Source organism: Eubacterium sp. SB2 (genome assembly GCF_001244405.1).
Lineage (GTDB): Bacteria > Bacillota > Clostridia > Lachnospirales > Lachnospiraceae > Faecalicatena > Faecalicatena contortus_B.
The window spans coordinates 136,740-158,836 of the sequence record NZ_LN865150.1; the positions used below are offsets into that span (position 1 = coordinate 136,740).

At 45.7% G+C, this 22,097-nt stretch carries 18 protein-coding genes; 16 read left to right on the forward strand and 2 right to left on the reverse strand.

What is annotated here, in order from left to right; all coding sequences use genetic code 11:
- The first annotated feature begins 37 nt into the window (after positions 1 to 37).
- From yfcE to BN1938_RS03915, 4 genes are all read left to right on the forward strand, one after another.
- Entirely contained in the window at positions 38 to 592 is a 555-nt protein-coding gene (gene yfcE / locus BN1938_RS03900; RefSeq protein ID WP_050639344.1) for a phosphodiesterase, read from the forward strand.
- The gene (locus BN1938_RS03905) at positions 568 to 1,533 is read left to right on the forward strand and encodes an NYN domain-containing protein (RefSeq protein WP_050639345.1); all 966 of its coding nucleotides are present in this window, start codon (positions 568 to 570) and stop codon (positions 1,531 to 1,533) included. Before yfcE ends, BN1938_RS03905 begins: the two co-directional genes overlap by 25 nt.
- Before the next feature lie 231 nt (positions 1,534 to 1,764).
- Positions 1,765 to 4,173 carry a glycyl radical protein gene (locus tag BN1938_RS03910; protein ID WP_050639346.1) on the forward strand — a complete coding sequence of 803 codons (2,409 nt, stop codon included), beginning with the start codon at positions 1,765 to 1,767 and terminating at the stop codon, positions 4,171 to 4,173.
- Positions 4,174 to 4,186: 13 nt separating this feature from the next.
- A complete protein-coding gene (locus tag BN1938_RS03915; protein WP_050639347.1) occupies positions 4,187 to 5,098 on the forward strand; it encodes a glycyl-radical enzyme activating protein in 912 nt (303 codons plus the stop codon).
- Between the two features lie 117 nt (positions 5,099 to 5,215).
- Here BN1938_RS03915 and BN1938_RS03920 read toward each other — a convergent pair whose 3' ends face one another.
- The gene (locus BN1938_RS03920; protein ID WP_050639348.1) at positions 5,216 to 6,028 is read right to left on the reverse strand and encodes a GntR family transcriptional regulator; all 813 of its coding nucleotides are present in this window, start codon (positions 6,026 to 6,028) and stop codon (positions 5,216 to 5,218) included.
- Positions 6,029 to 6,319: 291 nt separating this feature from the next.
- Here BN1938_RS03920 and BN1938_RS03925 point away from each other — a divergent pair, with 291 nt between their 5' ends.
- The 12 genes from BN1938_RS03925 to BN1938_RS03980 all read left to right on the forward strand — a co-directional run bounded on the left by BN1938_RS03925 (position 6,320) and on the right by BN1938_RS03980 (position 21,275).
- Complete coding sequence (locus BN1938_RS03925; protein WP_050639349.1) at positions 6,320 to 7,111, forward strand: DeoR/GlpR family DNA-binding transcription regulator; 792 nt, start codon at positions 6,320 to 6,322, stop codon at positions 7,109 to 7,111.
- 45 nt (positions 7,112 to 7,156) lie between these two features.
- Positions 7,157 to 7,765 (forward strand): sugar O-acetyltransferase, encoded by a 609-nt coding sequence (locus BN1938_RS03930; protein ID WP_050639350.1) that lies wholly within the window; start codon positions 7,157 to 7,159, stop codon positions 7,763 to 7,765.
- Complete coding sequence (locus BN1938_RS03935; protein WP_050639351.1) at positions 7,762 to 8,637, forward strand: PHP domain-containing protein; 876 nt, start codon at positions 7,762 to 7,764, stop codon at positions 8,635 to 8,637. The genes BN1938_RS03930 and BN1938_RS03935 overlap by 4 nt, the downstream gene beginning before the upstream one ends.
- A gap of 27 nt (positions 8,638 to 8,664) precedes the next feature.
- Entirely contained in the window at positions 8,665 to 9,276 is a 612-nt protein-coding gene (locus BN1938_RS03940; RefSeq protein ID WP_050639352.1) for a DUF1349 domain-containing protein, read from the forward strand.
- Between the two features lie 390 nt (positions 9,277 to 9,666).
- Positions 9,667 to 10,320, forward strand: a complete 654-nt coding sequence (locus BN1938_RS03945; protein ID WP_050639353.1) for a nuclear transport factor 2 family protein — start codon at positions 9,667 to 9,669, stop codon at positions 10,318 to 10,320.
- Positions 10,321 to 10,604: 284 nt separating this feature from the next.
- Positions 10,605 to 12,176 (forward strand): response regulator transcription factor, encoded by a 1,572-nt coding sequence (locus BN1938_RS03950; RefSeq protein ID WP_050639354.1) that lies wholly within the window; start codon positions 10,605 to 10,607, stop codon positions 12,174 to 12,176.
- A complete protein-coding gene (locus BN1938_RS03955) occupies positions 12,163 to 13,836 on the forward strand; it encodes a sensor histidine kinase (protein WP_050639355.1) in 1,674 nt (557 codons plus the stop codon). The genes BN1938_RS03950 and BN1938_RS03955 overlap by 14 nt, the downstream gene beginning before the upstream one ends.
- A 102-nt stretch (positions 13,837 to 13,938) precedes the next feature.
- A complete protein-coding gene (locus BN1938_RS03960; RefSeq protein ID WP_050639356.1) occupies positions 13,939 to 15,231 on the forward strand; it encodes an ABC transporter substrate-binding protein in 1,293 nt (430 codons plus the stop codon).
- 1,154 nt (positions 15,232 to 16,385) lie between these two features.
- A complete protein-coding gene (locus BN1938_RS03965; protein WP_050639357.1) occupies positions 16,386 to 17,273 on the forward strand; it encodes a carbohydrate ABC transporter permease in 888 nt (295 codons plus the stop codon).
- Positions 17,273 to 18,106, forward strand: coding sequence for a carbohydrate ABC transporter permease (locus tag BN1938_RS03970; RefSeq protein WP_082202777.1), 834 nt, complete (start codon positions 17,273 to 17,275; stop codon positions 18,104 to 18,106). Before BN1938_RS03965 ends, BN1938_RS03970 begins: the two co-directional genes overlap by 1 nt.
- 17 nt (positions 18,107 to 18,123) lie before the next feature.
- On the forward strand, positions 18,124 to 19,290 hold the full coding sequence (locus BN1938_RS03975; RefSeq protein ID WP_050639359.1) for a GDSL-type esterase/lipase family protein: 1,167 nt from the start codon (positions 18,124 to 18,126) through the stop codon (positions 19,288 to 19,290).
- Positions 19,287 to 21,275 (forward strand): hypothetical protein, encoded by a 1,989-nt coding sequence (locus BN1938_RS03980; RefSeq protein ID WP_050639360.1) that lies wholly within the window; start codon positions 19,287 to 19,289, stop codon positions 21,273 to 21,275. The genes BN1938_RS03975 and BN1938_RS03980 overlap by 4 nt, the downstream gene beginning before the upstream one ends.
- Before the next feature lie 137 nt (positions 21,276 to 21,412).
- Here BN1938_RS03980 and BN1938_RS03985 read toward each other — a convergent pair whose 3' ends face one another.
- Entirely contained in the window at positions 21,413 to 21,976 is a 564-nt protein-coding gene (locus BN1938_RS03985) for a GrpB family protein (RefSeq protein ID WP_050639361.1), read from the reverse strand.
- Between the last annotated feature and the right edge of the window lie 121 nt (positions 21,977 to 22,097).

Consider the following 22,097-nt stretch of genomic DNA (forward strand, 5'->3'; position numbering starts at 1 on the left):
GGGGTCAGACCCCTTTGCAAGGAAAGGAGCTGCAGAGATGAGATTGATGATTGCATCGGATATTCACGGATCTGCCTTTTACTGCAGGCAGATGCTGGAGGCTTACGAAAGAGAAAGGGCGGACAGGCTGCTTCTTTTGGGAGACATCCTGTATCACGGGCCGCGCAATGACCTGCCGAAGGAGTACGCTCCCAAGCAGGTGATTGCATTGCTGAACCCTATGAAGGAACACCTGCTCTGTGTCAGGGGAAACTGTGATACAGAGGTAGACCAGATGGTGCTGGAGTTTCCGGTTATGGCGGAATACTGCCTGCTGGAACTGGATGGACAGACCCTTTTCGCCACGCATGGGCACAACTTCAATCCAGAACATCTGCCGGCGCTTAAAGCAGGCGATATTCTGCTGAATGGACATACCCACGTTCCGGCCTGTGAGGAACATGAAACATATATTTATATGAATCCGGGCTCTGTTTCTATTCCAAAGAAGGATTCAGTGCATAGTTATATGATATATGAAAATAAATTATTTCAATGGAAAGATATGAATGGAGAGGTATACCGGATATGGAAGACAAATATGCATTGCTGATTGACGCGGATAATGTTTCCGCAAAATATATAAAGCCGATACTGGATGAATTGTCCAAGTATGGAAACGTAACTTATAAAAGAATCTACGGAGACTGGACCAGCACGTATAATTCAAGCTGGAAAGAGGAACTGCTGCAGAATTCCATTACTCCGATCCAGCAGTTCAGTTATACGCACGGGAAAAATGCAACCGATTCCGCGATGATTATAGATGCGATGGATATGCTGTATACAAGCGAGCTGGAAGGGTTCTGCCTGGTATCCAGTGACAGTGACTTTACAAAACTGGCCAGCCGCCTCAGAGAAAGCGGCAAGACTGTCATAGGAATGGGAGAAGATAAAACGCCGGCGCCTTTTAGAAAAGCCTGTGATATCTTTACCGTGTTGGAATTGCTGCTGGAAGATAACACCATAGAAAAGGAAGAGAAGAATACAGTACATGCCACCGGGAAAGACTGCAAGAAGAGCAGCACGGATGTGGTATCCAAGAATCAGATAGAAGAGGCGGTCGTCAAGATCATAACTGAAAATCAGAACAATGATAAGGAGACCGGCCTTGGTGAGGTTGGCAGCCGTCTGGTCAAACTGTATCCTGATTTTGACGTCCGGCGCTACGGGTACAGCCTGCTGTCAAAGTTTCTGGAGACATTTCCAAAACTAAAGCTGAAACAGGATGGCACCCAGGTTACCGTCACGCTATATGAAGATAAAAGCAGGCAGGAGATGCTGCAAGAGTATATCATCATGCTTGTTCAAAACGCCGGGGCCCAGGGCGTATCCTTAGGCACGCTGGGGAACAGAATCAGAAACCGGTTCGGCGATTTCAAAGTCAGAGATTATGGATATTCTCAGTTTAAACAGTATATTCAGAGCTTCCCCAGTATACAGATTCGGGATGATGGGGAGCAGAACTGGGCAGTACATGTTGATAACAGGTAAATAAGTGCAAAGGGGTCAGACCCTTCTGCAGAGGGGGCTGCTCCCTTTGCAGAAGGGTCTGATCCCTTTTATCATATCTCTTTCGAAAATTATCTTTCTAAAATGTTCGTTTCCGAATAAATTCCCCCAAAAACCCCTCCGCGCCCAATTGATTTGCGTACCCTCTATGCTAAGATAATCTTGTAAAGGCAGCAACTTATTTCATAATCCATAACAGAAAGGAGCAAAGTTATGAGCATAAATAAGAAACTTCTCCCTTCAGGCCTCACCAGGGAAAACAGAACAGAGAAACTAAATCAAGCCATGAGAAATGTAAAACCGGAGATCTGTATCGAGCGGGCCCGCCTTATTACGCAGAGCTACCGCAGTACAGAAGGAATGCCTTACATTATCCGCAGGGCTATAGGCCTGAAAGACCTTCTTGAGAATATGACAATCTTTATAGAGGACGAAGAGCTGATCGTAGGAAATCATGGTTCCAAACCCCGTTGTGCCCCTCTCTTTCCGGAATTCGGAGGATTCAGCAAGGAGGAACTGGACAGGATGCCCACCAGAAAGGTAGACACACTGCAGATTACGGAGGCGGATAAGGCGGCTCTTTTGACGGAAATATACCCGTACTGGGAGAATAAGTCCATAGGAGACCTATCCAGGCACTACATCGACGAGCGGATCATGAAGGTGCTCGACTCCCCCTACCGTGTATTCAATCCACTGAGCCGCGCGCGCAGCGGATATGGTCATTACCTGCCGGATATTCAGAAAATCATCAGCCATGGGTTCCGAAAAGTAGAGGAAGAAGCAAAAGATTACTTGGAAAGTCTGGACATTCTGGATCCTGAGTTTACAGATAAGACTCATTTCTATAAAGCAGTCCTGATTGTATGCGAAGGGATAAGAATCTTTCAGAACCGTTATGCGGACCTGGCAGAACAGATGGCAGCAGAGGAAGGTAATAAGCGCAGAAAACAGGAGCTGCTTCTCATCGCCTCCAATTGCAGGCATGTTCCTTATGAGCCGGCGCGGACATATTATGAGGCGCTCCAGTCATATTGGTTTACGCTTCTGATTGATTACTGCGGCCAGAATGGATCCGCTATATCAGGAGGCCGGGTGGATCAGATGTTCTACCCTTACTATAAGAATGACCTGGAAAATGGCATCATGGTCAAAGAAGAAGCGCGGGAGCTTCTGGAGGCATTGTGGGTAAAGAGCAGCGATGTCATTAAAGCGGGAACCTACATGAGTGCCAGAAATAACGGCGGATTCGCCACTACGATCAACGTGGTGCTGGGCGGTGTCGATAAGAATGGGGAAAATGCGGTCAACGATTTTACCTATGTCTGCCTGGATGCAGAACAGACGGTATTCAATTCGGAACCCAACACCAGCATCCGCATTTCACAGAAGAATCCGGATAAATTTTTAAACCGTGTACTGCAGATCCTAGTGGAAAATGAAGGCGGAAAGCTTCCATTTTTTAACGATGACTTAATCATAGACGGCCTGATGAAGGACGGCGTATCCCTGGAGGATGCCAGAAACTACGCAATCGTAGGGTGTGTGGAACCGACAGGACAGGGCAATACCATGGGCAGGACCAATGCATGTTACTTCAACCTTGCCAAATGTCTGGAGCTTGCGTTATTTAACGGGGTATGCCAGATGTCGGGAGAACAGATGGGGCCGGCAACCGGAAAATTTGAAGAGTTTGAGACTTTTGATGAGCTTAAGAAAGCATATGAGATACAAGTAAATTATTTTGTTGACATGATGATCAGCTCGCTTAACTCCATCGAACTGCTGCACGCACGGTACGGGCAGCATATATACTGCTCCATGCTGCTGGAAGGCTGCCTGGAAAAAGGCAGAGACTGTACGCAGGGCGGGGCAAAATACGACTATGCAGGCGTGCAGGGTGTCGGAATTGCGGATGTGGGAGATTCTCTCATGGCTATAAAAACGCTGATATTTGACAAAAAGGAAATGGCCCCGTCCCAGCTTCTTGATGCATTAAGGCATAATTTTGAGGGGCAGGAAATCCTGAAATACCGTCTCATCAACCAGATACCGAAATATGGAAACGACATCCCCGAAGCAGACGAGATGACAGCATATGTGGGAAAACAGTACTGCGAGAGCGTCAAAGGCCATCGGTCTCCCTACGGTGCGATCTACCGTCCCGGTCTGTTCTGCCTCTCCTCAAACACACCGTTGGGCCGCCAGGTCTGCGCACTTCCAAGCGGCAGAGAGGCGGGGACTCCGCTGGGGGACGGCGGCATTTCTCCGAAACACGGCATGGATATCTGCGGTCCGACCGCTGCGGTTAAGTCTGTAGCCAGAGTGGATCACGGGAGCGCGATCAACGGTGTGAACTTTAACATGAAATTCATGCCTACGATTCTCAGGACAAAAGAAGAAAGGCAAAAACTCATCGACCTGATCCGGACGTATTTCGCCATGGGAGGCATGCATATTCAGTTCAACATCCTGACCCCGGATAAGCTCAAAGATGCACAGCAGAATCCCGACCGCCACAGAAACCTCGTTGTACGCGTAGCAGGATACAGTGCATTTTTCGTGGAACTGGACAAAGACATACAGGATGAAATCATCAGCAGAACCATGCAGTGTGTATAGAGGGAGGAAAAGAATGCAGGGAAATATATTTGATATTCAAAGATACAGTATCCACGATGGCCCGGGGATCCGCACAGTGGTCTTTTTAAAGGGCTGCCCGCTGCGCTGCAGGTGGTGCTCCAATCCGGAATCCTGGCAGGTGCATCCGCAGTTATTCTATGCATCCTCCAGATGTATTGGCTGCCTGAATTGCGTAAATCACTGTCCGGACGGGCAAATTACGGCGGAAAATGGTCTGCAGATTCATTGGGACAGGTGCGGAAACGAACATCTGGACTGGGTGGCAAAGTGCCCTACAAAGGCTCTTACCGTAAAGGGAAAATGGATGACGCCAAAAGAGGTGTTCGAAGAGGTCTTAAAAGACGAGTCATTTTATAAAAGAAGTAAGGGCGGGATCACCCTGTCAGGGGGGGAACCGCTGCTGCAGGCGGACTTTGCAGAATCCCTGTTAAAACTATGCCGCAGCCGCGGGATTCATACGGCCGTGGAGACGACCGGATGCGTGCCAAAAGAAAACCTGGAAAAAGTGCTGCCTTACACGGATTTATTTCTATACGACATTAAATCTGCAGACAGCCAGGTCCACAAAACCTGGACAGGTGCAGACAATCAACAAATTCTAAGGAATCTGGAGTGGCTTGCGGGACAAACAAAAGGCATTTTCATCAGGACTCCGATGATACCGGGAGTAAACGATCGGGAACAGGATATTTTGGACATCATCGAGATTATTCAGAAAAATGGAATCCGCCATTACGACATCCTTCCATTCCATCAGTATGGAAGCGGAAAATACATTTCCTGCGGGCTGGATTACTCCATGCAGGATGTAAAGCCCCATGAGGAAGACTATGTAGAAAAAATCAGGAATACCATACACAGCTTCGGCCTTTCCACCAATATGGAAGAAATGGCTGACCAATAAGAAAAAACATCCCCCCCTATATCTGAACTAATCCAGATATAGGGGGAATATGTATCATCCTGGCCGCTGCCGCAGAGCGGTATGTGTAACGGACAGAACGGTGCAGACGAAAAAATATTATGACAGCGTTACCTGTCGGCGGATGTCAATCGGGCTTTTGCTGGCGGATGTGTTGCGGTACAGTTCCAGTTGAAATACGCACTTATCGGCCCGGGTGATAGAAGTGGTGAACTCGAATACAAATCCTGAATCCAGATAAGAGATACGCTGAATCTTATAGCCGGGCACTTTTGCTGCACATTTCAGCAGATCAGCCTCATCCTTATTGATAATGATTGCTTCAATTGTCTCCGTTGCACGGTAGAGATTCAGTGCGTAGCGCTCACTCAGCACCTTGTACAGGGATACGGTTGAAAAATCAAAGAATTCAATCCGTTCGCAGAGATAATAGGGAATAAAAGCCTTCTCAAATAAGATTGGCTCATTGTTCGCACAGCGCAGCCGGTAAAGCTTAAATACCTTATTCTGTGTCGGCGGCAGTTTGAGCTGGTCGCGGATATACTGATCTGCCTCAACCACTTCGCTCTTGATGACAACAGAGGCGGGAACCGCTCCAAGTTCCCTCATATTCTCGGTAAAATTGTATAGATAGTTGATATTTCGTTTCATCTTGGGATCTGCAATAAAAGAGCCCCGTCCTCTGTAACGGACAAGGAGGCCCTCATCCACAAGCCTGTCCATGCACTGGCGGACCGTAGTCCGACTGATATTCAATATGTTGCAAAGGTTTGTCTCTGTGATCATCTGATCTCCGGGCTTCAGGACACCTGCCTGGATTTGTATCTTAATATAGGAGGCAAGCTGCTCATACAGAGGAGAATCGCTCTCAGGCGAAAACTGAAATGTTTCTTTAAAATAGTCAATGTCCAATTGTATAGTTCCTTTCTATAAAATATGAATTTCCGCCCGGATTAGATTGGGAAAATGCAGTAAATATAGCGGATTCAGCTGTTTTATTTTCTTCAATAGTATCATAAATATATACGATATTCAAACATATTTACCAGTTAATGGAATGGTAAAAACAACTGGATTATGTCTATCGGATGTGATACAATAATAATGTATCAAATGTATGATACATTTATATTATCATATTAAATTATAAAACGCAATATCCACGGAAAAAGAAATTGTTGTATGGGGGGCTGATAAGTATTGATGCATACACAGGATCGCAGAAAAGCAATTTTAAAAGAACTTGAGCAAAACGCTTATGTTCGTGTGGGTACACTGAGCAGCATGTTCGGCTGCACTGAGATGACGATCCGCAGAGACCTGAATGAGATGGCGGAGGAAGGCCTGCTGAAAAGAACCCACGGGGGCGCTGTAAAAATAGGAAAGAATTTTGTAACTGACAATGTAAAAGACTTGCTGTACAGCAATCTGCATAATAAGATATACATAGCCAGGCAGGCGTACAAAGTCATCAGGACGCGGGATACCATATTTTTAGATGATGCAACCACATGCCTGTATCTGGCTAAGGAAATTAAGAAAAATGAGAAAAAACAGGTAAATATCATAACAAACAGCGTACTTCTTGCATTGGAACTCATGCAGACGGAACATGTCTCCCTAAAGATTATCGGAGGAGATGCGGCCGGCAATCTTTCTGCGACTGTGGGGCAGGAGGCCGTCGAACAGATCGCACGGTGCAGGGCGGACAAGGCGTTTATTGGAGTCAATGGCATTGACTTCACGGAGGGGATTACAGGGATTGGATACCCCCAGATGGAGATTAAGCAGGCCATGTTAAAAAGTGCAAAAGAGACCTACGTGCTGGCGGACAGCAGCAAATTTGGGCATATCTATCTTTCCCATATCTGCAATATCGATCAGGTTACAGCCGTGCTTACAGATGGGAATCTGGGGGCGGCATTTCAGGAAGAAGCCAGGGCCCAGGGGGTTCCGGTTATCTGGCAGACGGAGGCAGAGAAAAATAAAGAATGAATACGGTTCGGACTGTTTGAACTATTACAAATGAAGGGAGCAAATATGGGCAAAACAAAGTTAAGCGAAAAGGAAAAGTGCCAGGCAGGGCTGCTCTATGATGCCAATTATAATCAGGGGCTGGCAGAAGAAAGAAACAGATGCAAGGATCAGTGCTGGCTGTTTAATTCCTGCCGGCCTTCGGAGCAGGAAAAAAGGATGGACATCATGAAGGGGATTCTAGGGAAGACAGGCAGCTCCTTCCTGATTGAACAGACCTTCTGGTGCGATTATGGATACAATATAGAAATTGGTGAAAATTTTTACGCAAATCACGGATGCGTCATCCTGGATGCGGCCAGGGTCACTTTTGGAGACAATGTCTTCATCGCGCCCAACTGCGGATTTTATACAGCCGGACACCCGTACAGCCCGGATCTGCGCAACCAGGGTCTGGAGTACGCAAAGCCGATAAGCATTGGTAATAATGTGTGGATTGGAGGAAATGTCACAGTGCTGCCGGGAGTGACCATAGGGGATAATACCATCATCGGGGCAGGCAGCGTGGTGACGAAAGACATTCCGGCAGGTGTGGTGGCCGTGGGCAATCCATGTAAGGTGTTAAGGGAAATAACTGAAGAGGAGATGGAAAGAGAAAGGAGGAGTGTACAATGAACTGGCTGGATTTACATATGCATTCCGTCATCAGCGATGATGGAGAATTTGAGCCGGAGAAACTGATGGACATGTGCCGGGAGGCAGGGCTGAAAACCGTGGCAGTTGCGGACCATAACAGTACTAAAGCTCTTGGGCGGGCTGCCGCCAGGGCAAAAGAAAACGCTCTTGAGTTGATCCCCGCAGTAGAGCTGGACTGCTGCATACGGGACAGGGAGCTGCATATTCTGGGATACGGCATTGATCCAGATTATCCGGAGTATGAAAAGGTGGAACAAAATCTGCTGGCCCAGGAACAGGAGAGCTCAAAAATACGGCTGCGGCTGGCGGAGGAAGCGGGATTAATCGTGGATCATGATTTGGTCTATGAGCTGGCACATCACGGTGTCGTGACAGGAGAAGTCATTGCAGAGGCTGCGCTGAAGAACGAGGAGAATCACGGATTGCTGCGGGATTATCTGCCGGGGGGAAAGCGGAGTGACAACCCCTATGTGAATTTTTACTGGGACTGGTGCTCACAGGGAAAATGCGCCTATGCCCCAGTAGAATTTATTTCCCTGGACAGAGCGGTAGAGATTATTACAGCATCGGGGGGAGTTCCCATTCTGGCGCATCCCGGCAATAATACGAGGGAGGATGAGATCCTGCTGGAGGATATCGTGAAAGCAGGGGTCCGGGGAATGGAAGCATTCAGCAGCTACCATACGGATGAGCAGGTGGAGTTCTACCTGGAATGGGCCTTGAAGCGGCAGCTGCTGATCACGGCAGGAAGCGATTTTCATGGAAAGACAAAGCCGTCTATCCATTTGGGCCGTATGGATGTAAGAGGGCTGGAAGATAAAATTTACAAAGAACTTATAGATGCGCTCTAAAGCGTATCTGAAAGGAGGGCATAGATTATGAATGAATTGTACCAGAATGTGCCGTGGGAAGCGGGCGTATGGACGAACGAACCGGCGGAAGTAAAAATAGAAGACGGACGGTTGACCGTAACGGCCGTGCACGAAAGCGATTATTGGGAGAAGACGCTTTATGGATTCCAGCACAGGGACGGGCATGCGCTGCTGGCAGAACTGAAACGGACGGAAGCGATGGAAGTTACATTTCTCCTGGAGGATTTTAAAGAATTATATGACCAGGCAGGGATGATGTTATGGTATGACGACGTACACTGGATTAAGATGACAATAGAAGTGATTGACAACGAGCCGAATATTTCAATTGTAGTAACGGATGTCTACTCTGACTGCTCGAACTTTCCGGTGCCGTCCTGGGATGGAAAACAAGTGACATTCCGTGTGTCTCCGTTCGAGGATGCGGTACTGATCCGTGTGCGTACCGGGGACAGCAGATGGATGACCATGCGGCTTGCGCGGTTTCCTTATACGGACGGGATGAAAGCGGGGCCGCTGGTATGTGCGCCTATTAGAAAAGACTTCCGGGCGGTATTTACACGCTGGATAAAAACGGATACTGATAAGGGACAGCATGAGGATCCTCCGATCTTATAAGAGGGAGATGCTGTTCCTACCTTAACCTGCATAGATAGGAACCATAAGCGAAATAAAAATGCCTACCCTGTCTGACCCACAGGATAGGCGGCTGCCGTAAGGCAATTACTTAACTTAAGAGGTTACCACCCGTGCGGCGGTTGTTCTCTTTGTGTCTTTAATATAGCATATCTAAAATGATTCTGGAAGAAAACATAAACATTCTTTACAAAATAGACTACCCTACTGTTACGATTCACGGGGCCGATGGATGTAGGATGGGTTTGCGCGGGTGTATTTCTTTAGGAGCGGGTAACTTGAAAATTTCTACATTTTCTTGTAATAGTCTGATTGTTTTAGGGGATATCGGAAGGTAGACTATAATTATGGTGCAGAAGGAGGGCAAATTATATGAAAATGTTTTATGAGGCGCCAATGGGAAACCTGTCCGGAGAGGAGATGCTGGAAAAAATCCGAATACGTGAGATTGTAGAGTACGACCGGTACTGTACGGATTATGGCCTGAAAGAACAGCAGAGGGCTTTGTGGCATGAGGATGGCAGAATATTTACAACATGGTTCGAGGGGAGTATCAATGACTATCTGGGGAATCCCACAATCAGATCCAAGGAGCTGCCAAAGACACATCAACCCGAGGAGTCTCACGGTCATCGGATTAATAATACCGTAGTCTGGCTGAACGGAGAAAAGGCGATAGCGGAAGTGCTGTGCTTCTTGAACTTCAGAACAGAAATCCAGGGAGAATGGATGGACTCCCAATGCTGGTGCAGGATGCATTACCGGCTGGAAAGAAGAGCGGATAGGTGGGGAATACTTTATTTCGAAGGAATCTATGAAAAAGACCGTATGGATCCGGTGTTTATGGACAGCTGCCTCGAGATCCCAAGAGATGAACTTGAAAAGTTCAGATCCATTAATTGGAATATGGCATACAGGAGAAGCTGTATTGGCGGGCTGAAGAACGCCGACAGATGGGCCGGCAGCGATGTTCCCGAGACACTGGAGAGGCTGTATACGGAAAGTTCAGAGTGGTTCTGGCTATAAGGGGGTATAAGGCGGCGGAATGAAAAGGGGGCGGTCCCTTCTGTAAAGGGGTCAGACCCCTTTGCAGGAAGCGCAGTAGATGTTGCACCTTAAAATGTTGATATGTATATAAAAAAGTTGTAATAGAAATAAACTGAAAGTTTGATATATAATATGACTAAAAGGGGTCTGTCCCCTCTGCAAAAGGGTCAGCCATTTTTGCAGAGGGGACAGACCCCTTTCATATGGTATAATGGTCTCAGCAAAAGATGAGTACTCAAGAAAAATTCGGAGGTGATTGCAGCATGTACAGTATCTTGATCGTGGACGATGAAAAGAAGGAGCGTGAGGGCATCAGCAGGCTGCTGAAGCGCTATCATTTTAATTTGAAGATCAGCCAGGCAGCAAATGGTGAGGAGGCGCTCAAAGAGTTCGAAAAGCATGAGTATGATATTCTCCTGACGGATATTAAGATGCCGTTTATGGATGGCATACAGCTTATCAAGGAGGTACAAAAGCGGGGAATGAATCCCATTTGCATTATCTACAGTGCTTACGGAGAGTTTGAGTATGCGCAGAATGCCATTTCACTTGGGGTACTGGAGTACTTGCTGAAGCCGATCCGCCTGGATGCGTTTGAAGACTTGTTCCATAAAGTGATTGACCTGTGCAGGGAGAAGGATGAGATTGAGAAGGAGAAGGAGCAGACAAGACAGGCCTATGAGGAGGTCGCCGCTTACCGGCTTAGCTGGAATCTTCTGGGCTATCTGGAAGGGGATGGAGCAGCCGGAAAAGGGGAGACAGCTTATAAAAAAGAGACGGTAGAGGAGCTGAAAGCGGAATTTGCGTTTGATAAAAATGTTTGCGTACCAGTGCTGATCTCCTGTTATTCCAACCTCTTCTCCATGGAGTGGGAAGCCTATCAAAACGAGATCGAAAAACAGCTAGGAGGGGAACTTCTTGTCATAAATAAAGCGGATAACCAAATTCTTGTTCTTGTAAAAAGAGAAGCACAGACTTTCCGGGCAAAAGAGCTGAAAAAGAAATGTGAACTGCTCATTGAACAATCGAAAAGAAAATATCAGACCGATGTATTTATCATCATAGGAAGTAAGACGGAAAGTTTAATTCAACTGAAGAAAGAGTATGAAGAGATGAAAGATCAGTTGGATTATCAGTTTTTTGTATCGGACAGTATGCTGATTGTGCATGACGAATCCTATTTTGTGAAAAAGGAGCAGGACATGCTGACTCTGTATTTTGAGCGTATCTTTAATTGCGCCAGAATGCAGGATTACGGCGGGATGAAAAAGGAGCTGGAAAAAGTATTTGCATACATTGAGAAACAGAGCGGATTCAGCTCGATATATGTGAAATATACATTTACCGATGCCGTTAAGAAAATCAATGAGTATACAAAATCAGATATTGATCTTATGTCGTATCTGGAAAGAATATATGAGGCCCGCTCTTTTGAGGAAGTCAGCCAGACGGTATATGAAGTGTTAGATGACATGGCAAATCAGAAGAAGAACGATGAAAAAGAAAACAGGCTCGTACGGATGGCTAAAAATATCCTCTATGAAAGGTACGGCGATTCCAGCCTGAGCGTGTCCTCCATTGCGGAGGAGATGCATGTGTCATCGGCTTACCTCAGCAGTCTCTTTAAAGTTGAAACCGGCGAAAATCTGGTAAAGTTTATTACCAAATACCGGGTTGGAAAATCAAAAGAGCTTTTGAAACAAAGTAATATGAAAATCGGTGATATCGCGGCTGCTGTGGGTTATATCAGCGTTTCCTACTACATATCAATCTTCAGGAACCATGAGGGATGCAGCCCTGTTCAGTATAGGGAGAAGATAAATGAAGACAATTGACTGGAGAGCCCGTTTTAACCAAATGCATTTTTTAAATAAAGTCCGCCTGATTTACAGCCTGATTCTGATTATACCGATCCTGCTGCTTGAGTGCCTGATCTGTATTACTTCCAGCAATTTCATCAAAGAGCAGCAGATGCTGGAGGTGAGGAGCATGATTGAGCGTAATTACCAGGACATCCAGAATCAAATGAAGCAGTGTGAAAAATCACTGCTTTATCTATCCAGCAACACGATGCTGAAAGAGTTTCTTATGACCGGGGATGATGAATATATGAAACGTCTGACGCTCTCAAAAAATGTTGCGCCTCTGGTCTACAACAGCTTGCTGTCAACCCAGGACTTTGAAAAGATACTTGTCTATTCGGAAAAGAATTTCAGCATATCCTACGACCTGTTTAAAAATGATTCGGAAGTGCAGGCGAAGGAATGGTACCGGGAAACGGAAAATACGAGCAAGACCCTCTGGTGGTATGAAGAAGAAAAGGAACAATTCTTTATCACCCGCTGTGTCAGAGATTCCGTAACGGAAAAGAAACTAGGAATTATCCGGATTGACCTCAAAGGTGAGATTCTGGCAAAAAGCTTTGAAATATTTTCCGGGGTACCTGTGGAAATCCGTTTGCTGGGAGAAGAAAATGAATTCTACCGTTATACCAATATAAGTGGGGATGGGGGGCATAAAACCGGCTATGAAACGTCTCTGGATATGGGGCAGCCCGACTGGCAGATTCAGTATGCCGTAGACCAGTCCTATTTTTCAACCATTTTTCACCCGCGGATCTTAATATCACTCATGATTGTCATGATTCTGCTTGCATGTGTCTGGATTCTGGTTAACCGCAGCACAAAGTACTTATTGAAGCACTTGTACCGGATTATTGACGGTGTAAAAAAGGTGAATGACAGCAATTTTGAGATCGAAATAGATGAGTCGTCGGGAGATGAGATCGGAGAATTAGCAAAAAGTATCAACCGAATGTTGAAAAAAATCAGGATGTTGATCGAGGAAGTGTATAAATCGGAACTGGACAAAAAAAATCTCGAACTCAACCTCCTGCAGTCGAAGATTAATCCGCACTTTTTGTATAACAATCTCTCCGCCATCAACTGGATTGCGATTGAAAAGGGGGAGGACAGGATTTATGAAATTACGACGCAGATGGCAACATTTTACAGGACGGCGCTGAACCGGGGAGTGAATATTGACAGGCTGCGGGTAGAGATTGACAATATAAAGTCTTACATGAAACTACAGTCATACGCTCATGATGATTCTTTTCAGGCGGAATATGAGATTGAGGATGCCTTGCTGGACACCCGGATCCCTATATTTATTATGCAGCCCCTGGTAGAAAATGCAATTGAGCACGGAATCGACACGCTGCGGGAAGACAAAGGTAAGATTAGGATACATATTTTCTCAGAGGACGTCTGGTTAGTGATACATATATGGGATAATGGTAAGGAACTGTTCGGGAAAATCGGAGACTCAGAGCTGAATTCTGAAGAATTTGGATATGGCGTCAGTAATGTAGATAAACGGATAAAGCTGCTGTGCGGTGAATCCAGCGGAGTGAAGATCCGGGCAGACAAGTTCGGAACTACTTCGGAGATACGTCTGAAAAAGGATACAATCGTATTGGATGCAAAATCTTAAAAAGTTGATAACCAGTTAAAAATTTTATTATTTTTTCAAAAGAATGCCATAGCTATAATGAATATATACCAAAGGAGACATCAAAAAAGAAAGGGGATTGCTATGAAAAAGAAAAAAGTACTTAGTATTTTACTTGCAGCGGTTATGGCAACAGCAATGATGGCGGGTTGCGGCGGAAAAGAAGAAGACACATCCAAAGGCGAAAAGAAAGAAACAGAAAACAAAACGGTCAGCATAATGGGCTGGTACGACGAGGATGATATGGAGGGTGTAATCAATGCCGTGAATGAACAGCTTGACGGCGCATATACACTGGAGTATACCTACGTTGCACTTTCAGACTATAACAATGTGCTTGGTACCCAGCTGGCATCGGGTGAAGGCCCGGACATCGTGCTGGACGGAGCCGAGTTCCCGGCGAGAGTTAAGGCGGGGAATGTGGAAGAAATTACGGACAAGGATTATGTAAAAGAATTCAGCGAAGCGGGGCTTTCTCTCGCAAGCAAGGATGGAAAAGTATACGGGATCCCGTCCTACGGCTGGTTTGCCGGTATGTGGTATAACAAAGATATTTTATCAGAATGTAATGTAGAGGTACCAAAGACATTTGATGAATTTGTGGCAGCATGTGAGAAGATCCAGGCGGCAGGGCATCAGGCTATGGGATTCGGGCTCGCAGACGCGGATACGGCGCAGGCGTCCCTGATGGGTTATCTGGAAAATTCATTTTATCACAATAATACCGACAATCCTGACGGTATCGATTTCGATGCAAAATTTGCCGCAGGCGAGGCTACGCTGGACGGAAATATCAATGACTGTGTTAAAAAATGGTATACATTAATTGAGAAAAAAATTATCACACCGGAAATGCTTGGGATTTCCAATCAGGATGCACTGAATACATTTAAAGCGGGGGATGTTGCGTTCTTCAATGGGGGGCCTTGGCAGTATACGGAGATCAAGGAAGCGGGCGTGAACTTTGGCCTGATGCCGCAGCTGAGCGAAAGCGGCGAAAATGTATTTACCGGCGGCGGTCCGGCTGCAAGCCTTGGGATCAATGTAAATGCGGCAAACAAAGAGGGCGCTGAAAAGACATTGGAGGCATTTGCTTCTGTGGAGGTGCAGCAGGCGTTTATTGATGCGAACCCGGGATCACCGAGTTACAGAAAGGGTGTGGAGACTGAACTTCCGGATGAATATGCAGAGATCGCAGAGTGCGTCGAGGCAGGCAATATTGCTGTCAATTGGGACCGCTGGTCTGTCAATATGCCTTCTCAGACAATGATTAATGAATCCATTGCACAGATCCAGGGGATGGTATCGGGAGACTTAACACCGGATGACTATGTAAAGGCAATGGACGCTAAGGCGGATTCGGTTCGATATGAGTAAGGATAGTAAATATAGTAAGAAATAAAAGCGGCAGGCTGTACGGGATCTTGTACAGCCTGTTTTTACGATTTATAAGAAAAGACTTTCCTTGTGAAAACTCTTGTTGTTAATGGCTTGAGCGCAACAGTTGAAAAATAAAATCAAAAACAATTACCATAGGTTGAATCTATGAGTACAAGCAGTCTGAAAAAACAGCTCGAGAACGGAAACGGGTAGAAATTAAAGTATTAGTTAAATAGTGGGATTAGGAAATCTTATTATCTTTGAATTCGACTTGAGGTGTTAGTTTGTCTAAAAGAATAGTAGATGAGCAGGAACTAATATGTATACGTTCTTTTTTTAATAAGGAGCGAGGTCGTTGATTTGATTCATAATCACGAGCCCCTTGTTTAAAGGTTGAACAACATGAAAAATCACATTTAGCAGAGCCATCTGCATTTGATTGGATTATGAATACAAAACTTTTTATATCTGTGCGAGAGGAAATGAGGTCGCTTTTATTTGTGTATAAAAAGGGTACATACGTGGCATATATGAAAAAAGCATAAATTCATTGTCAAGAGTATCCTTAATTCGGACTAATGCTTTCAGCCTGGGAACTACCATTTCATTGTATTGAGCAGCTTTCTGGATTTGCTCCAGTTTTATTGTACTTATAATCTGTTAGTTCGTTCCAAACAGAAGCAGCCTGATAAAAAATATCATTTGTTGAAGATGTCAGATATTGTCCCCCCATTCAAAGAAAGATAGAGTGCTCAGATAATAAATGAGACCTTGCATGAGCAAGGCCCCATTAATGCGTTTTCGTTCGATTACTAAGAATCTATTCGGCTTGTGGTTACCGCATAACCCACGGGCAGGTTCCACAATCAGCTGCATGCCGACACAGTCAATTGCTTCAACACCTACGATAGCTGATCACTGCCGCTATCCTCTAACAGCATTATAGCACAAATAAGCTTTAATTCAAGATATCTAAAAGTTTTTTTGAACTCTTTTTGAACTCTCCGTGAATGTAATATTGAGTTCACTATTATTATATGTAGATTTGATAAAAAATTTGATGATTAGCTAAAAAATTTATTATATAAACGGATATTCCTCCATCTTATAATGAATGTATAAAAGAGATAATCTGAAAGGAAGAGGAAAAAATGAAGAAGGCATACAAGGTGAAAAATGGCGCGCCCTATGTGATTATGGTACTTCCGGCGCTTCTGGTTTTTGTCACGTTTTTTATTCTGCCGCTAATATTTACCGCAAAGTACAGTTTTTACAGCTGGACTAATTTTTCGCAGGAGATTACATTTAACGGCTTAGAGAATTATAGGAAAATATTTGACGACCCTATTCTGGCAAAGGGAATCAAAAACACACTTATTTTTGCTTTTGTGACGGTTACCGTACAGAGCCTGATCTCTCTGCCCGTATCGGTATTTCTGAATTCAAAAATCAAAGGGAGCAATATCTACCGCGCCATTTACTTTGCGCCGGCAGTTTTGAGCACTTTGGTTGTTGGTTATCTGTGGAAATATCTGATGTCCTCCAGCGACTACGGTTTTATCAACCAGGTACTTACCGGAATGGGATTTGAGAAGGTGAATTTTCTGGGCAATGCGCAAATTGCGCTGTTCGCTATTATTACGATCTCGGTGTGGCAGTGGTTTGGCTGGTCCATGGTGATTTATCTGGGCAGCTTACAAAGCATTAGTGAAGAGCTGTATGAGGCGGCCTCGGTGGATGGGGCGAACGGGCTGCAGAAGTTCTGGCACATAACCATCCCGGGACTGGCGCCGGCCATTAAGATCAATTTTGTAACAAGTACCATATCGGGCCTGAAGATATTTGACCTGATTCTGGCAACCACAAACGGAGGACCGGCACATCAGACGGAGACGATTCTGTCCCTGATGTTCTCCAAGTTTTCGGATGGAAATTATGGGTATGCATCGGCCTTTGGAATGGTATTTTTGTTAGTCAGCATGCTGGTTGCGGCAGTGATGCTGGGAGTATTTAAGAAATGGGAGGATCGGCTGGGATAATGAAGAAGAAAAAGATTTATATCAACGTTTTGAAGCATTTGGTTTTAATCGCGCTGGCGGTTGTTGTCCTGATTCCGGTCTATTATCTGATTGTGACTACTTTCAAATCAGGGGCCGAGGCTGCCCTGAATCCGATGGGACTTCCGTCCTCTATAGATTTTAGCGGTTACATAAAGGCATTTCAGGATATGCAGTATCCACGGGCATTTAAAAATACGCTGATCATCACGGCATGTTCGGTTGTGGGAATTATATTTACCAGCTCCATGTGCGGATATGTACTGAACAGAAAAGGAAAATATAGAATCACACAGTTCGTATTCCTGCTGATCTTATCAGGCATGATGTTTCCCTATCAGATGTCAATCATGGGACTTTACAAGCTGATCCGCGGGATGGGGCTTATGAACTCGCTGCTGGCTGTTATTTTAATCGATATTGCAATTAATATTCCATTTGCCACATTTTTGATGAAAAACTTCATCTCCACCGTCCCGATTGAGCTGGAGGAGGCTGCCAAGATCGACGGCGCGGGAGTATTCCGGACATTTTCAACGATCACATTTCCGCTCCTTAAGCCGGTGATTGCTACCGTGGCGATTTTGAATACATTGAATGTATGGAATGATTTTATGGGGCCGCTGTACTTCTTACAGACAAGGGAAAACGATGTCATCCTGCAGGAGGTTTACCGGAACATCGGCCAGTTTTCCACGGACTGGACCAGCCTGTTCCCGATGATGGTGCTGGGCGTACTGCCTCTTCTGGTCTTTTATCTCTTCATGCAGAGATTCATCATTAGCGGTGTGATGGCCGGGTCAGTCAAGGGATAGGAAGGAGTGTCTGCAGGATGGAATGGAAAACCAGCTGGGGGTATGAGCCCATTGACTATGGAAAAACGATCGGGCGGATAGAAGAAACGGCCTGCAGGATGTATGCAAAAAATAATCTCTCAGGAAATAGCGTAAGAGTCAAATTTTCAAATCGTTATGGAAATACGCCGCTTCATTTTCAGGCGGTCAGGATTTCAGACGGACGGAGAGAGCGGGCGGTTACGTATCAGGGGAGAGCAGAGATAACCATTCATGCGGGTGAAGAATTTTATAGTGATGCTGTGAACCTGCCTGTTCAGGCCGGAAATGAGATTATGGTTGATATCTTTGTTGGTGAAGTGCTCGAAATCGGCTCTGTCTGTACTACATTTTCGGCAGGGGGATGGTCTGCGTGGTACAGGAGGCGCCAATCGGAGGGGGAAAGCAGCGCCGGGAGGGAACTGGAAGAGATATTTCCATTTGTGAAGGTAGAAGCAATAAAACCTCAAATCATATTCGGTTTCACGGAAATCCAGGTATTGACTGACAGCAATGTGCGGGAAATTCTTCTCTTCGGCGACTCCCTTACTCATATGTCATTTTATTCGGATGCACTGGCGGAACGGCTCTATAGAAAGTATCCGGGAAAGGTATCGGTTATCAACGGAGGAATATGCGGGAACCGGGTCTTGCGCGACGCAATGGAGGTGGAACGTTTTGCGGGAAATGGCAGAGAAATGGGACGATCCGGCATCGGACGGGCAGAAGGCCAATACAGAGGATGTACGGATATTGCGGTCATACTCGAAGGGATAAATGACATACTGCAGCCATATGGTGAGAATCGGCTGGAGGAGGTTGTGACCTCCGGCGAATTGATTCAGGGCCTGTCACAGTTGATCTTCCTGCTGAAAAAAACAGCAAGGCAGGTTTACATAGGGACGCTGCCTCCGTTCCAGAGCAGAGATGCAGCATGGCCGTACCAATGTGAGAATATCCGGCAGGAATGTAATCAATGGATTCGGGAGCAGAGGTTAGCGAACGGGTTTGTGGATTTTGACAGAGCGGTTGCAGACCGTGTAAATCCATGCCGTATGGCGGAAGGGCTGCATCTGGGAGACGGCGTGCATCCCAATACAGAAGGTGGGATTTTGATGGCTGAGGAAGTCATGCATAAGTGTTTTGGGGAAAGGGGAAACGTATGAAAATAAAAACGGATCACAGAGAATGGAATCAGGCATTTGTGACAAAGGAAAATGAAGCAGGCTATCTGACATTTTTAGGACATAAAGACGATCAAGCGGGAATGAACTGGATCGAAGGCAGCAGGCTGTGGGGGGAGGTAATATGCCCGGATGGCATACAAGCCGAGGTGTCCAGGGAATTTACGGAGGCCGGGAACTTAAAGGAAACCTACCGGTTTCAGAATGTCTCCGAATTTCCCGTTTTTCTGCAAAAGACGGATACCGGGATCTGCACTACCTTTAATGACAGCTACGAGGAGGCGGAGAAGTGCCTTGCTTATAAATGCCATACGCACTTGTTCTGTGGAAATCATGCGGCCTATGTTATGGCGCTTCGAATGTCCGGGGAGGGAGCAAACCTGGGGTTAAAGCTCCTGCAGGGGAATATTGGGTCATACAGTATCGAACGGGATCTGAATCAGAGGAGTGACGACAGAGGGGACTTTATTCTCCACCCTGTAATCGGCTGTATCGAACCGGGGGAGGAGGCGGTGGTTCAATGGGAACTTTTCTGGTTTGACACGAGGGAGAGGTTTTACAGTGAGCTACTGGAGGTGCCGCATTTCCCCGTAGTATTTTTAGAGCGGAGTACGTATTTTACCGGTGAGACTATGTGTTTTAAAGCCGCGGTAAAGGGGGAGGCTGATCCAGGGGCAATCAAAATTATGCTGGGTGCCAGGGAAATTCCTTTTGCTATAAAGAAAGAGAAGGCGATTCTCTGGATATCCGCGGAATATCCGGCAGAACAAGAAGGGGAATACCGGTTTCGAATAAACATGTATGGCAAAGAAACCTTTGCGTTATTGTATTGCGCTGCCGGACTTGAGGATATGGTGGACAGGAGGTGCAAATTTCTGGCTGAGAAACAGCAGTTTCACGGCAGCAGTACTTCTCTGGACGGGGCATATCTGATTTATGACAGGGAGGAAGACTGCCGCTATTACGATCATACTGCGGATGACCATAACGGGGGGAGAGAACGCCTGGCTATGGGGGCTTTGATGGCCTTATGGCTGCAGCGCCGCCGGGACGGGGATCTGGAAAACAGTCTGAAGGATTATGTAACATATGTCTACAGAGAGTTGTACCGCAGAGGTGAGGGGATTGTATACAACGATATTTCCTATAATCTGGATTGGCACAGGATGTATAACTATCCCTGGATGGCGGTCTTTCAGCTTGAGCTGTACCGGCTTTGGAAGAAACAGGAGTATCTGGAGGATGCTTATCAGGTTATGAAGCGGTATTATGAACAGCGGGGAACCGAATTTTATGCAATCGGAATCCCGGTTTATGAACTCCGGGAAGAGCTGCTGAAAGCAGGTTTGTCCGGGGAGGCGGAAGTAATGGCACATTATGCCAAGGTGCATGCGGATCATATTTGCAATAACGGAGTGTACTATCCGGCATCGGAGGTTTCTTATGAACAGAGTATCGTTGCCCCGGCGGTGTCATGCCTTCTTCAGGGATACCAGATAACCGGGAAGGAAGAGTATTTAAGAGAAGCAGAAAGGCAATTACGCATATTATCATTGTTTAACGGAAGACAGCCGGATTACCATCTTTTCGAAAACGCGATTCGGCACTGGGACGGGTATTGGTTTGGGAAAAACAGGATGTATGGGGATACATTTCCGCATTACTGGAGCGCGCTGACAGGGGTGGAGTATGCCAGATACGGAGCGGTTACCGGGAACCACTGCATGGATGCGCAGGCTTCGGCATCGCTGCGGGGATGCCTGAACCTGTTCTTTGCAGACGGCTGTGCATCCTGTGCCATGGTCTTTCCGGAAAGGGTGAATGGGAGGAAAGGGCATTACTATGATCCCTGGGCGAATGATCAGGACTGGGCATTGTATTATGCGTTGAAGTATCGGGAGATTACGGAGGGGGGACGCTTAAAAACCAAGAAGCCTGCCCTATACCAGGAGAATGGGGGAAAATAGCTCCAGAGTATACTTTCTGCGGGCAGCGCTTTCAGCCAAAAAAAGAAGTATAATTAATAATATAAGCCATTGTTAGTTTTTGGCTGACAATGGCTTTAGCTCTGGCAAGAAATTATATTTTATGATGAATGAACGCTTTAAATTTCCCCATACGTCTCCTTCGCTATCTGCGTATACTTGGCAACAAAATCCGACTTCGAGTCCGTATAACTATCCCTGTCATGTTCAAACTCCTTCCAGAGCCTCAGCTTCAGCCGCTCATATTCATGAGCAATATCCGGATTTTCAATCAGATAATCCCTGAAATACAATTCGTCATGATCCCCAATATATCTCAAATGCAGATGAAATACCCTTTCAGCAAATCCATTTTCCGTGTAACCTTTATTAAAAGAAATTCTGCGGTTTCCCCGGGACATGCATAGATAACCATTGTCTTCTAATATGGAATTTATAAGCTCCATATCAGAATCATCCGGCACTTCTATCAAAATATCCACAATAGGCTTGGCCCAAATCGTACAAACAGAGGTACTTCCAATATGGCTGATCCGCATTGTCTCACGATGCGGCAGAATCCCCATAAGAAGGCTTGTCTCCTCCTCGTACCATTCCTTCCATACTGCCTGATGAGGTTCTAAAAAAATAGGGAACAATTCCCATAAATCTTCCAAACTCATCTCCGAAAGCGTACTGCTCATTAATAAACCTCCTAAATAAAATAACAGAATATCACGTTGCTTTAACAAAAATAAATGCCAATTTATTATAGCATAAAGGACAATTATCATAAACAACCTAAAATAAAGTACATCGTAAATA